The following is a 12,787-nucleotide window of genomic DNA, read 5'->3' on the forward strand; positions in this document are numbered from 1 at the left end:
ACGAGCTTTCTGACAAGTATAAGTGCGTACTGGGGATGAGATATTATTCTGCGCAAGATCGTATGATACATTTGAAGGGGAAGTTAATTGAGTTTGGTCACTCAAATATTAACTTCCTCCAACTCATTCGTTAATTTAACCTGAATCTTTTGAACTTGCTGTTATCTTGAGCCGACTTGCGTAAATATGATTAATGGACGGGTTGCCAAAAACGAGCTTTCCCTTATTTTTCCTACTCGCGGAACTAACTCTGAGCGAATAGAAAAGGGTAAAAATAACAAATAAAGAATAAGAGCACCGGTAAACGAGGTAGAGAGCAAAGTCTATAGGTTTTCCTGACCATTTTCGGTCAATCCCTATGGGAGTGTAGTATGGATATAATTTGATGGCGTATTTGTGGTAATTTTTCAGGAAAATATCTGTAGTCTAAATACAAACCTCCTATTAAAATAGCACTTACTAAAGCTACAATGTTTCGCCTTTCAGGCTGATGACTCTCTCTGCGATATTCGGGATACCATCTGTTGGGATCTATAGCCATGTGAATAATATTAATCAAGTCTCTTTTATTCTCAATCTGATTCTTCGAGCACCCTTGATGCTCGTGGAGCCGACCAAGGGATTTGAACCCTCAACCTACAGTTTACCTGTCCGCCGTACATATTGGAGCCGATGAGAGGAGTTGAACCTCCGGCCTTTCCCTTACGAAGGGATCGCTCTACCACTGAGCTACATCGGCACGGTTGATTAAGTTGTACTATGGAAGGCGGGCGATACTGTCGCTCTACCGTTGAGCTAGGTCGGCACAAAAAAGCAGGTAATAGTTCTTCATGCTATCACCTGCTGACAATCATTTATTGAGACACCAACTGTAACTGCATCACACTCTTAAGCATACCTCCTTCTACCACGTTGTAGCCTGCTAAATTGTTTAGTATATCGATTAGAGGTTTGACTTGTTCAGTATAGATTTGAATTTGTTCTTGTTCCATTGCCATAGTAACAAATGGTAAGAAGGCGTCAGCTAAACCTTTGATATCAAAATACATAATACTATTCGCGCCATTGATCTGTTTCAATAAGGCAGGATATTTACCAGATTGGCCCAATGATGTAGTGGGCTGAGCGAGGGTATCAATGATCTTTTTGATGCCGGATTGGGCACTGCTGATCACCAAAGATTTATTATCTTTCAAAAAGCCATAATTGTAGAGCGTTTCCGTGCCGTCGAGAGAACCAAATGAATGAACAGTAACACCATTAATGTTTTCAGTAGTAGGAGCTGGCATTGGTATCCCTGCTAAAGTATTAGCTTCGGTAACAATAGCATTAGTTAATTTATCCATTGTTGCTTGAGCGCGAACCATATCTTGTACCTCAGTAATAACCGTTAGAGCCAATGGCATCAAGATACTTTCATTGCGATGAAACGTAAGTGCTGTAGTCTTGGCAAATAAAGGTGCAATGTCTGCTTGAATACTAATGTTATTAGCTTGTTCAAATTCACGAATCATACTAACTGGACCTGGGTCTCCCATAGTAGCAGCCTCTGTCTCTAATGCTTGCAATAGTGGGCCAATCACCATGCCCAATTGCTGATTCAAATTATTACCTTCAATAAAATAAAGGGTATTTTCGGGAATGCTGGTAACATAAGTGGAAGCTGCATTGGCATAGGTTTGAGCAATTGCTGGATCGGCAAAGGCCATAAATGTATCACTATATAGACCCTTATCGTTGAGAGTGATACCACTAATGGAATGTGACCGGTACATTGGATTTTGAGCCAGAGCTTGATAGAGAGCTTGATTAAGTGCTTCAGTACCGCCAGTATTCATGCCGGGTTGTTGAAATGCGGTTAAATATTTGTTGTTATTTAGATAAACAATACCTAATTGGGGGCCACTGATTTTAGTGATCAAACTATTGAATTGAGGATTTTGCTTGAAATTTGGTAGTGCAGGATTAGTGCTTTTTTGTAACACTTGCTCCATAGCTGCTCGATTAGCAGTCAGCATTACCAATTGATTATTGATATTGGTGATAAAAGTAGCGGTACTAGTTTCAACAGTGGGTACTGGTAATACTGTTGATTGGCCAGTGATATCAGTTGCGGTGGGGACTGGTGTGCTGTTGTGAGTAATTTCAGTGACAGCGTGATTGTTGATTTGGATTTCTTTGGTTACTAAATTGGCTTCATTATTTGCTAAAAATCCTTTTAAGGTAACGATTGTTTGTTTAGCTTCTTCGGCTGATTTACTCTCGATACCAATAATGATATCGCTACTCATCTCAGTTTGCTGAACGGCATCTGCTACCCAACCAATATGGATTTTCTTACCTGCCAAATACTCTAAAGCCTGCACCACTTTACCTTCCACTTCGGCCTGAGTACTAGTATCAGTCGCTAGGCTAGCATTAAGTGAGCTTTGCAAAATATAATTACCCATTTGTTGCAAGCCGCCCTTAAGGGTATTGATATTCTTCAACAATTCAGCGTTGCTAGCTAATCTGCTCATTACACTAGGATTTGCTAAATCTAGATGGGCGTATAGCACGGGATCGGGAGGCAGCAATTCGGCAAAATTATTGCTAGCAGTGGTCGAAACAGTAGAATTAGTAAATGGCCACCATGCTCTTTGATTGGCTACATAAGCATACGTTGCACTACCTAAGCCAAGAATAATGACAATACTAAGCACAATTGTCGCAAGACGTCGCATAAAATAGGGTAAATGACATCATGGGGAGTTTACCGTTTAATCAAACTTAAGTAAAATACAGCAGAATTGGTATCTATAAGCTATTTTCTGTTATTTATGAATATTGAGACTTTGAATGAACAACAAAGGGAAGTTGTGACCCATCTTGGCGGTCCTTTGCTGGTTTTAGCAGGTGCTGGTTCAGGCAAAACTAAAGCGCTAACCTATCGAGTAGCCTATTTAATGGCTGATCGCGGTATTGATGGTAATCGTATTTTGGCAGTTACCTTTACTAATAAAGCGGCCCAAGAAATGCGTAATCGGGTAGAGAAATTGTTACAAGAAGCGGGGCCTGCTAGTGGCACTCCGTTATTAGGTACATTCCATTCCATTTGTGCCCGTTTTCTACGGGCAGATATTCATTATCTCGGTTTTAAAAATAGCTTTGTAATTTATGATACCAATGATCAATTACAAGTATTGAGAGAAGTATTGGCGAGATTAAATCTAGACCCTAAGAAATTTGTTCCTCAGGCTGTTTTGGGCTGCATCTCACAAGCCAAGTCAGAACTGATTGCGGCAGATCAATATAAACTAAAAGCAAGAGATTACTTTGAAGAGACGGTAGCACAGATTTACCCTTTGTATGAACAAGCATTGCATGCCAATAATGCTTTGGATTTTGATGATCTTATTTTTAAAACCGTACAGTTATTCCAACATTTTCCTGAAGTGCTAGATCGTTATCAAGAGCGCTTTCATTACTTCTTGGTTGATGAGTACCAAGATACTAATCATGCCCAATATACTTTTCTCAAGTTGCTGGCAGAAAAGTATCGTAATTTGATGGTGGTGGGGGATGACTGGCAAGGAATTTATAGTTGGCGTGGTGCCGATATTCGGAATATTTTAAATTTCGAAAAAGATTACCCTGAAGCAAAAATGGTTAAGTTGGAACGGAATTATCGTTCTACTCAATTAATCTTGGATGCTTCTCATAGTATTATTGAAAAAAATCGTACTCGTACGGATAAAAAATTATGGACTGATCGAGAGCAAGGTGACTTGATTGAAGTAGTTGAAGCTTATGATGAGCGAGAAGAGGCAATGCTGATTGCCGAAAAAATTCGCACTGCTGAATGTGCTCTACGTGATCAAGTAGTGCTCTATCGCACTAATGCACAATCCCGTCCTTTGGAAGAGGCCTTGTTGCGATTGGGTATCTCGTATCAAATCGTGGGGGGAGTGCGTTTCTACGAAAGACAAGAAATAAAAGATGTATTGGCCTATCTTTCTTTAATTGTGAACCCTCAAAACACTATTGCTTTACAAAGAATTATCAATGTTCCTCCTCGAAAGATTGGTAAAATCGCTTGGGATAAAATTAAAATCTATTTTGGTACAGAACCTATCGCTGTCAATCTAGGCTTGGCCCGTGCTTACGAAATGGGTGAACTGAATGCGGGGACGAAGCAGGCGATAGGTAATTTCTTACAATTGTTACAGCGTTTACAAGAGCTTGGTCAGGAAATGACTGCTAGTCAATTGATCAAAGCAGTAGTGGAGAGAACTGGTTACAAAGAATATCTTCTGGATGGTACCGAAGAAGGTGAGGAGCGTTACCAAAATGTGCAAGAACTTTTAACTGTATCACAGAAATATGATCATTTAGCTCCAGAATTTTCGCTAGCTACTTTTCTGGAAGAAGTCGCGCTGATCTCTGATATGGATAATTTAAAAGACGAAAAAAATGGTGTGACCTTAATGTCGGTTCATGCCGCTAAGGGGTTGGAATTTTCCACAGTTTATATTGCTGGTCTAGAAGAAAATATTTTTCCTCATTCACGTACGCAGCTTGATCCTGAGCAAAGTGAAGAAGAGCGTCGGCTAATGTATGTGGCTATGACGAGAGCTGCTCATAAATTGTATCTCTTTTACACTCGGCGTCGCTCTATCTATGGCAATATTCAGTCCAATTCTCGGTCGCGATTTATTGATGAAATTCCCCAACATTTGGTCAGTCAAAGTGAAAGAAGTTCACCGCGATTGGGGTCCTTGGGTAATGCCCAAATTTCTATTCAACAGGTGCAGACAATTACAGCTGAGGTGCTATACAAAACTGGAGAAAAAGTAAGGCATAAAAGTTTTGGTGATGGTTTGGTAGTTGAGGTTAGAGGGGATGTGATTAGTGTCGCTTTTCCTGGAAAGGGCGTTAAAAAATTAGCGGCCTCGATCGCACCGTTAGAAAAATTGGCTTAATTGTATGTCTTCAGTGCTGCATCCTCGGATCAAAAAAACACGCAAGCGTAAACAATTAATGTATGGTTTGCCCTTAATTGCTTTTTTTATTGTCATTGGTGCTTGGTACCTGAATTGGCGAAACAGCACTTTGATTACAGCAGAAGCTAAAGAGTACACCTTGACTATTGATGGTGCTAATTATGCCTTGCTATGCAGTGATGATACTGTCGGTGTCTGTTTGCGAAAAGAAAATATCATTGTCTATGAGCAAGATTATTTATGGCCAGAAATGACTACATCCCTGGAATCTGGCATGCATGTCATTATTCGTCATGCTGTGCCGGTGCAGCTTATCAATGTCCTGGGGGAGGAGAGCAAAGTTTTTAGTCGTGGCACCACGGTAGGAGATGTTTTGAATGAACAAGAAATAGTTCTTACTGATCAGCAGCGAGTGATTCCGGAAGTTTCTGCCTGGCTAGAACCTGAGATAAAAATTCAAATTTTGGCGGAGAGAGAAGAAAAATTGAAAAGGAAAGTAGATATTGCTTTCAAAAAGGTAGAGAAAAGAGATGCCACACTGACTATTGGTAAAAGAATAGTTGAACAAGAGGGATTGTTAGGGAAAAAAGAAGAGACCTATAATCTGGTGTATATTGGCGATCAATTAAAAGAAAAGAAATTACTAAGAACAGAGATACTATCTGAGCCGCAAGATGAAATTGTCAAAGTTGGTACCAAAATGCCAGCACAAACAGAAACAATAGAAAATGGCAAAGCGAGTTTTTATAGTGCTAGTCTAGATGGTAGCCGTACTGCCTCAGGACCTCCTATTAGGCTCACTGAAATGGTCGCTGCTCATAAAACATTACCTTTTGGTAGCTTGGTGAAGGTGACTAATGTGAATAATGGTAAAAGTGTCGTGGTTAAAATTATTGATCGCGGTCCCTACATTACTGGTAGAGTGATTGATCTCACTCCGGCGGCATTTCAACAAATAGCTTCACTTTCTAGTGGGGTAGTGTCCGTACGCTTGGATCTCATTGTCGAGTAATGGTATCATCCGATTGTCATTTATCAGCTTTTTCCTATGGAACTGCGTAGTCTTTCAGACCAAAATGTGTTGGCAAAAACAAGCAATGCCCCAATATTGTTTATTCCTAATCCTAGTCAGATCAATGGTCTTATTAACAAATTTCCTGAGGTGAAAATAGTGGTTACCTTCAGTGAAACAAAAACCACTAAAAGTAATAGAGAAGTGCTAATTTGTGATTGGCCAGGTGAATATGAACGTAGTGATACCTCAATCATTGGTTTACACATGGGTTGTTTTGTCATTGCTTTAGAAGGCAAATATTGGTTGATAGCGGTAGATACTGCTCTTAAATCATTAGATAAAGATAATGAGTATCTGAGTAATGTCGCTGGGTTAATGGTTTGGGTTACCGATGAGGCTAACAAAAGCAATGTCCAAGAGGCAATTTCACATTTAGCACCGACTTATATTGTCTATTGTGTCAGTGCTGATAAAGAGGTCTTGATCAAAGATCTTACCCCACCACCAATGGCTTCAGTCCAAGAGCTTACTATTAAAGCATCTGAGCTTGATGGCGAAAGTGAACAAATCAAAGCTCAAGCACTGATTGTATGATTCGTTTTCAGCAAGTGGTAAAAATGTATGGTGGTAGAGCGGTGTTGGACAATGTTAGTCTGACCATTGAAGCTGGTGAATTTGTCTCGATTGTTGGTAGAAGTGGAGCGGGTAAGACTACCTTAGCCAAATTAATTTTAGGAGTAGAAAAAACGGATCTGGGTGTGGTGAGTGTTGATGGCTTGATTGTCACAGAGATGAGACCAGGCACATTACAAAAGTTTCGTCGAAAAGTAGGTATGGTATTTCAGGATTACCGCTTATTACCAGAAAAAACAGTGTTTGAAAATGTTGCCTTTGCCCTTGAGGTAACTGACGTTCCTGAAGCAACTATTCAAAGCCAAGTAGATGAAGTGCTAGCAAAACTCGAATTGTCCCATATTCGTGATGCTTTCCCACTGACACTTTCAGGCGGAGAGCAACAAAGAGTGGCGATAGCTAGAGCCTTAGTCCATCGACCAAGGTTACTTATTGCAGATGAGCCAACTGGTAATTTAGATCCTGAGGGAACTGACACAATTCTCAACTTATTACGGCAAATTCATGGCCAAGGTACAACAGTAATTTTGACTACACATGATCCCGAGGTAGTTAATTTCTTTCAAGAAAGAGTGATCTTTTTGGAAGATGGAAAAGTAAAGTCAGACTTACCCCAGGCACGATATCCTGGCCGGTAGAGTGAATAATGAAGATTCATTTTAATGTATTGGTTATCCTAACAATTATGTCAGTTTTTTCCTATTAAAATAAAAACTGACGAATACACTTATCAACTAAACCTTCTCCAATGTCATCTCGACCTCGTGGAGAGATCTGATGCAGATCTAGTTGGCAATTTTTGTCTGCCTCGGGCTGCCAAAATGCCCTTCATTTTTTTAGCCAATTCTCACCTAAGTGTTCGTATAATCTTGGTGTGATAAAAGCCGTATGCCATTTAAAGGCAAAAATACAAACCAAGCCCGGCCTTCAATGTTATGTCTATTGAGTATGCCCCATGAACGGGAATCATTACTAGCTCTACGATTGTCTCCCATGACAAAATAATTCTCAGGAGGGATATCAATAATTTTATTCTCATGGGTCGGCCAATAGGTTTTTTCATTCTCAGCAGACAGGTAAGGCTCATCTAGTTTTTTGCCTTCTGGATGCGCGTCATTATGAATAATTACCTGACCATCAAGAAACTCAATTTTTTCTCCCGGTAGGCCAATAATTCTTTTAACGTAATAAAGATCAGTATCGGGTGGGGGAATGAGGACAATGATATCTCCTCTTTGCGGCTCATGTAGGTAATAGCTTAATTTATCGACCATAAGGAACTCAGCATTTTGTAGATTGGGAATCATGCTGCTGCCATTTACTTGAAAAGGCGAAATCAATGTATAGCGTACTACTGCTACGATTACTACAATGATAGCAATATTATAAAGAAGATCAGCGAGTATTTTTAGATTTTCCCGTAAGCGGCTTCTATTCTCTAGCATGGCAAATGAGGACAATTTTAGTACGTCAAGTATACCAACTCTCTATCCTTTCTGCTACCCTGCTAAAGGTAAATTTTGTATGAATTTTTTAGATCGTTTGTTTTTTCAAAAGTTCCTAGAAGATGGAGAGGAGATTGTCTATGTGATCCACAAACATTGGTGGGCTGTCGCCCAAGCACTGATCAAATTAGTCGCCTTAGCTTTAGTGTTTCCTGGGATGATCTTGTGGCTCTATTGGCATCCCATGTTAGCGCCTATTTTAGCAATCTGGGTTATTTATATCGTGATCCTTTTCTTGCAGGATTTTATCGATTGGTTTTATGATGCCTTGTTGGTAAGTAAGTCATGTGTGATCAATATTGACTGGCATGGATTTTTTCATAGTCAAGCAAAGCGTTTAAATTTTGAAAATATGGAAGGAGTTTCCTATGAGATCAAGGGGATAATTCCGACCTTTTTTCAGTTTGGTGACCTGAAAGTAACTGGTGCTAATACGGAGCTAGTATTAAGTATGGTTCCCAAAGTTCGTGAATGGCAAAAGATGGTGCTAGCGGCGAAAGAGGAGGTGGCTCCCAAATCTGAGGATGCTAAACAAGAACAGATAGATCAACTCAAAAGTGCTTTGCAAAATCTTTTGGCGGTAACTCCAGAAAGTGATCCCGTTTCTTTTAATGTGAAGGCACATCAAGTGATGGTGATGAAACAAAAAGATATAAAGAAAAAGAAATGATTGAGCGCAGTTTAATTCCGCGATGGGAAATTCGTTTATTTGAAATAATACCAGCCCTGATTACTTGGTCAATTTTGCTATTGCCTTTTATCCTTTCCTTTTATGTCCCAGCTCAAGTAGCAATTTTTGTTATTTTATTTGATGTTTACTGGTTACTTCGATCGGTGCGATTAAATATTGACTTGGTGCAATCTTATCGTCGTCTGCAAAAATCCTTGCAAACCGATTGGCCAGCAGAATTAAGGGCTCAATATCCTGATCAGAATCAATGGCCGTATCATTTAATCATATTACCGTATTATCAAGAGTCGATAGCAATTATGCATAGTGCTCTCGAAGCTCTAAAGAAGCAGCAGTATCCTTTGGCAAAGATTTTTTTTATTCTAGCGATTGAGGAAAGAGGAGGAGAAAAAACATTGCATAATGCCCAAAAAGTGTTGGCTGAGTTCAAGGATACATTCGGTGAGGCATTTTTGTACGTTCATCCTGACGGCATAGTTGGTGAAGTGAAGGGCAAGGGAGCTAATATGATGTATGCTGCGCAATCTTTTGAGCGTGATTTCTTGGTCCCGCAAGGAATACCATTCTCTGACATATTAGTAAGTGTGATGGATGGCGATGTGCAGCTTCATCCCCATCATTGTGCAAGTTTTGCTTTCCAAGCGCTAAAAAATGGTAAAAACGCCAATACTATTTATCAGTTTATTCCCATGTATCACAATAATATCTGGGATGTACCGGCATTGATGAGAGTAGTAGCTACTGGCTCTTCTTTTTGGCTTATGATGGAAGCAAACCGTTCCGAAAGTCTGAAGACCTTTGCTTGCTATGGCATGAGCTTTGAAACTTTAAAATGTGATGATTTCTGGGATAAGACTAGTATTATTGAAGATGGAGTACAGTATTGGCGTCATTTGGTAGCGTTTTCTGGCAAGCACAAAGTATTACCCGTGTTTACGCCAGTGTATCAAGATGCCGTGCTCAATGAAGGTTACATTCGTACTTATATTGGCCAATATGTCCAGCTGCGTCGCTGGGCTTGGGGGGCCTCAGACTTTGCTTTGATTATGCCGGAATTTTTGCGAAATAAAAAAATCCCTCTTAATATTAAAATTGAGGAAACTTTAAGGCTTTTAGCTGGCCATATACCTCGCGCGACAGCGCCACTGTTATTGTTTGTGTCTGGTTGGTTTCCACTTTTAAATGAGAGCTTTCGTAATACAGTGTTAGCCTTTAACCTGCCCATTATTACTAGCAACTTGCTTACCTTGGCCATGCTGGGCCTTTCGAGCGCCTTGGTGATCAGTATCATGCTCCTGCCGGCTCCCAAAAAGCGTTATCCATGGTGGCAACATGTGATGCAAGTAGTCCAATGGATATTCTCGCCATTTGTCACCATAATATTTGGTGCTATTCCAGCCATTGATGCTCAGACAAGATTGGCTTTGGGCAAAAGATTGGAATGGATGGTGACAGAGAAAAAAAGGTAACATTTCCTCAATCAAGAACAGCCGAATTACTTTAAAGCTGCTTTGATAGCTGCCCGTGTGGGATATCTAGTTAGGGCTTCTTTTAGTTGCTCAAGTAAAGGGTACAATACCTGACATTCTGCGAGGAAAAACGCTACAGCATCTGTTTCTGAAGCTTGGCGACCCAAATCTCTACTCAGTATCTGCCAGAACTGTGCTGTGGACCCATTTATTATCTCCACTAGTGGCGAACTAAAATCAATAATGCTTATAATTGTCGGCTCTTGTGAATCACTTTCAGAGCGATCTTCATCATCAAATTCTAATTCTATAGAGATGCCTTTTGTGCCGACATTATCATAGAACCCTACAATTGAGGTTGAGCTTACGGACAAAGTAATTCCATCTTCTCGCTGACGACTATTCTCAATTACCACTGCTGTATGGCCCGCAGGTGTATGAGGAGTTATTAGGCTTACAATGATTTCTGCTTGTGCCGAGACAACAGCAAAGTTTTTTACTGAAATCTTAGCTAATCTATAACATTCACCGACTTTCTTACTTTCAGAATAGCCACATACTATGCGGCCGATCTGTTGTATAAGATCCCATGTTCCTGATAGGGTAATCACTTTTTGCCCTTCTGTGGGCCTTTCTACCAAGCGTAGTGATTTTCTTCTCTCAATAGACATGAGTAATATTTTGAATAGCAAATTACCATATTTCTTTCTTGTTGGCTATTTGCCAGTGCCACTCTAGATTTGAGATCTGAAATTGCTGACGAAGTGATGATTTGTTAGAAAAATGCCTCAATATACCCGCTTATTATAGCAAGGCTCACAAAGTACCTTGGGCTCTCTTACCAAGGGGTAAGTAGTCATTAAGGATATATCACACTCACTGCAGTTGCGGGCAAAAAGTTGGCGGGGATTTTGTCTTTTGAGTCTTTCAAAATGACGACAATGAAAACACTTTCTGGGAATAGGAAGCTGCATTTTACGATAGAAGGCTAACTCTTGTTCAATCAATCGATAGTTCTTATTACAGGTTAAGCACGATAGAGTTTCTTTAAATATACTATCTGGAATATTTTTAATATTGTCAGGTAAGTCATTACTTATACTTTCAATACTTTCTTTCAGTGGCTCTTCTTCAAAGCGAATAGCTCTTTTCTTTGCTACTTCTTGAGTCAGGGGATAGTGTTCTTGAGCCAAGGTGTCATTGTATGGAAAAGGCGACAAGGAAATGGGGAAAAATTCACCCCATTCATTGGTTGATTTCATGTGTTGGATAATTCTTGCTGCCAATTCTTCATAAGCCTCTTTGGTATATTGTTTGTTCAATATGCAATAATTCCCTCTTTTTAAACCAGTACAACCAAAAACATGCTCACTACTATGACAATTGTCACTATAGAGAGTGAATTTACTTTTCCAACACCAAAGGGTGAATAGTGCCATATAAGCATTGTCGGGAGTGATGCCCTCATAGCACCATTGGAGGCAGCCGCTTTGATGGATGTCATAACACCATTGAGCATCCTCACCACGTACATAATATTTGCAATGTTCCGCTTTTAATAAATCAAAGCTAAAAGTATTTTTACAATTTATTAAATTATCTCCTAAGGACTCTTCGCAGTTGCTCATGTGGAGATATTTCTTAGGGAATTGTTTGAGCCACTCAGTAAATTGAGCTTTGATAGTTTCTAATCCTTGGTAGGAGCCAGTATCGAATGTCTGCACTTTTTCTTTATATTCGGATTCACTGTAAGGCTGATTAAAAATGCAATACTGTTTTTGCCTCAAACCAAAACAGCAAAAACAATCTTTGCATCCTTTTAAGTCAAGTCCAAACCAACAATTGCTACAATTTTCTGAAAGCGCTAAAAAGGCACAACTATAGAGATTTAGACTGTGGATGGATTCATAGACTAGTTCGCTGCCACTGACAATATTTGTGGAATCCACTATATCGGCAGAATTATATACAGCATCACAATACATACAGTCTTTTACTTTCCAGCTGGCAATAGCAAGGTAGCAATTTTTACCAAAGGCAAAATCTTGGGTGTATTCACAATTCTCGCTTGCTACGCCATTGTCATTCATCAAAGCAATTTGGGGGACAGTCTGATACAAGTCTTCAAACTGTTCAAAAAATGGTCGAGAAAAATCAAAATCTCTCCCATATGACAGTGGATCCCATCGATCACTCCACCAACAGCGTTGACAATATACAGTGACTGGATTGGTGGTGCGATGAATAGAAATAATATCCTTAGTACATAATGCACATTGACGAGTATAAAACTTCCTTTCATTTCGAAAGGCCAGTCTCCTTTGAGCGCGACATTCAGGGCAAAAGGTGGGGGATGGTAAATGGTAAGAAATACCCTTAAATATCGGTGAAACCTTTTGATAGAATTCTTTATCTTCAGCAGTAACTTCAAAATCGGTTTGGCATTGCCGACAAGGGGTAATCATGGAAACGTATTTTCTATAGCAACAATA

10 protein-coding genes and 1 tRNA gene are annotated in these 12,787 nt (G+C 39.8%); 6 read left to right on the top strand and 5 right to left on the bottom strand.

What is annotated here, in order from left to right:
* Nucleotides 1-664: 664 nt before the first annotated feature.
* Both HY817_05375 and HY817_05380 read right to left on the bottom strand, forming a co-directional pair.
* Nucleotides 665-739 (bottom strand) — tRNA-Thr (locus tag HY817_05375).
* Between the two features lie 115 nt (nt 740-854).
* Nucleotides 855-2,723, bottom strand: a complete 1,869-nt coding sequence (locus HY817_05380; protein MBI4836659.1) for a DUF3352 domain-containing protein — start codon at nt 2,721-2,723, stop codon at nt 855-857.
* A 96-nt stretch (nt 2,724-2,819) separates the two neighbouring features.
* On the opposite strand from HY817_05380, the gene HY817_05385 reads away from it, so the two are divergent.
* From HY817_05385 to HY817_05400, 4 genes are read left to right on the top strand one after another with little or no spacing between them, the layout of a single operon-like run.
* Complete coding sequence (locus HY817_05385) at nt 2,820-4,961, top strand: UvrD-helicase domain-containing protein (GenBank protein MBI4836660.1); 2,142 nt, start codon at nt 2,820-2,822, stop codon at nt 4,959-4,961.
* Nucleotides 4,962-4,965: 4 nt separating this feature from the next.
* The gene (locus HY817_05390; GenBank protein MBI4836661.1) at nt 4,966-5,994 is read left to right on the top strand and encodes a septal ring lytic transglycosylase RlpA family protein; all 1,029 of its coding nucleotides are present in this window, start codon (nt 4,966-4,968) and stop codon (nt 5,992-5,994) included.
* A 36-nt stretch (nt 5,995-6,030) separates the two neighbouring features.
* On the top strand, nt 6,031-6,591 hold the full coding sequence (locus HY817_05395; GenBank protein ID MBI4836662.1) for a hypothetical protein: 561 nt from the start codon (nt 6,031-6,033) through the stop codon (nt 6,589-6,591).
* Nucleotides 6,588-7,268, top strand: a complete 681-nt coding sequence (locus tag HY817_05400) for an ATP-binding cassette domain-containing protein (protein MBI4836663.1) — start codon at nt 6,588-6,590, stop codon at nt 7,266-7,268. The genes HY817_05395 and HY817_05400 overlap by 4 nt, the downstream gene beginning before the upstream one ends.
* Nucleotides 7,269-7,481: 213 nt before the next feature.
* Here HY817_05400 and lepB read toward each other — a convergent pair whose 3' ends face one another.
* A complete protein-coding gene (lepB, locus tag HY817_05405) occupies nt 7,482-8,075 on the bottom strand; it encodes a signal peptidase I (protein MBI4836664.1) in 594 nt (197 codons plus the stop codon).
* A 79-nt stretch (nt 8,076-8,154) separates the two neighbouring features.
* On the opposite strand from lepB, the gene HY817_05410 reads away from it, so the two are divergent.
* Together HY817_05410 and HY817_05415 are read left to right on the top strand one after the other, a co-directional pair.
* The gene (locus tag HY817_05410) at nt 8,155-8,805 is read left to right on the top strand and encodes a hypothetical protein (protein MBI4836665.1); all 651 of its coding nucleotides are present in this window, start codon (nt 8,155-8,157) and stop codon (nt 8,803-8,805) included.
* Nucleotides 8,802-10,295, top strand: a complete 1,494-nt coding sequence (locus HY817_05415) for a hypothetical protein (protein MBI4836666.1) — start codon at nt 8,802-8,804, stop codon at nt 10,293-10,295. The genes HY817_05410 and HY817_05415 overlap by 4 nt, the downstream gene beginning before the upstream one ends.
* Before the next feature lie 26 nt (nt 10,296-10,321).
* Here the strand turns inward: HY817_05415 and HY817_05420 are convergent, their stop codons facing one another.
* Entirely contained in the window at nt 10,322-10,966 is a 645-nt protein-coding gene (locus tag HY817_05420; GenBank protein ID MBI4836667.1) for a hypothetical protein, read from the bottom strand.
* A gap of 117 nt (nt 10,967-11,083) precedes the next feature.
* On the bottom strand, nt 11,084-12,760 hold the full coding sequence (locus HY817_05425; protein MBI4836668.1) for a hypothetical protein: 1,677 nt from the start codon (nt 12,758-12,760) through the stop codon (nt 11,084-11,086).
* Nucleotides 12,761-12,787: the final 27 nt, after the last annotated feature.

Source organism: Candidatus Abawacabacteria bacterium (genome assembly GCA_016207805.1).
Lineage (GTDB): Bacteria > Patescibacteriota > Gracilibacteria > RBG-16-42-10 > RBG-16-42-10 > JACQZO01.

Excerpts from the sequence above, each read along its gene's own strand:
- HY817_05380 (MBI4836659.1), bottom strand. The coding sequence starts at position 2,723 with ATGCGACGTCTTGCGACAATTGTGCTTAGTATTGTCATTATTCTTGGC.
- HY817_05385 (MBI4836660.1), top strand. The coding sequence starts at position 2,820 with ATGAATATTGAGACTTTGAATGAACAACAAAGGGAAGTTGTGACCCAT.
- HY817_05390 (MBI4836661.1), top strand. The coding sequence starts at position 4,966 with ATGTCTTCAGTGCTGCATCCTCGGATCAAAAAAACACGCAAGCGTAAA.
- HY817_05395 (MBI4836662.1), top strand. The coding sequence starts at position 6,031 with ATGGAACTGCGTAGTCTTTCAGACCAAAATGTGTTGGCAAAAACAAGC.
- HY817_05400 (MBI4836663.1), top strand. The coding sequence starts at position 6,588 with ATGATTCGTTTTCAGCAAGTGGTAAAAATGTATGGTGGTAGAGCGGTG.
- lepB (MBI4836664.1), bottom strand. The coding sequence starts at position 8,075 with ATGCTAGAGAATAGAAGCCGCTTACGGGAAAATCTAAAAATACTCGCT.
- HY817_05410 (MBI4836665.1), top strand. The coding sequence starts at position 8,155 with ATGAATTTTTTAGATCGTTTGTTTTTTCAAAAGTTCCTAGAAGATGGA.
- HY817_05415 (MBI4836666.1), top strand. The coding sequence starts at position 8,802 with ATGATTGAGCGCAGTTTAATTCCGCGATGGGAAATTCGTTTATTTGAA.
- HY817_05420 (MBI4836667.1), bottom strand. The coding sequence starts at position 10,966 with ATGTCTATTGAGAGAAGAAAATCACTACGCTTGGTAGAAAGGCCCACA.
- HY817_05425 (MBI4836668.1), bottom strand. The coding sequence starts at position 12,760 with ATGATTACCCCTTGTCGGCAATGCCAAACCGATTTTGAAGTTACTGCT.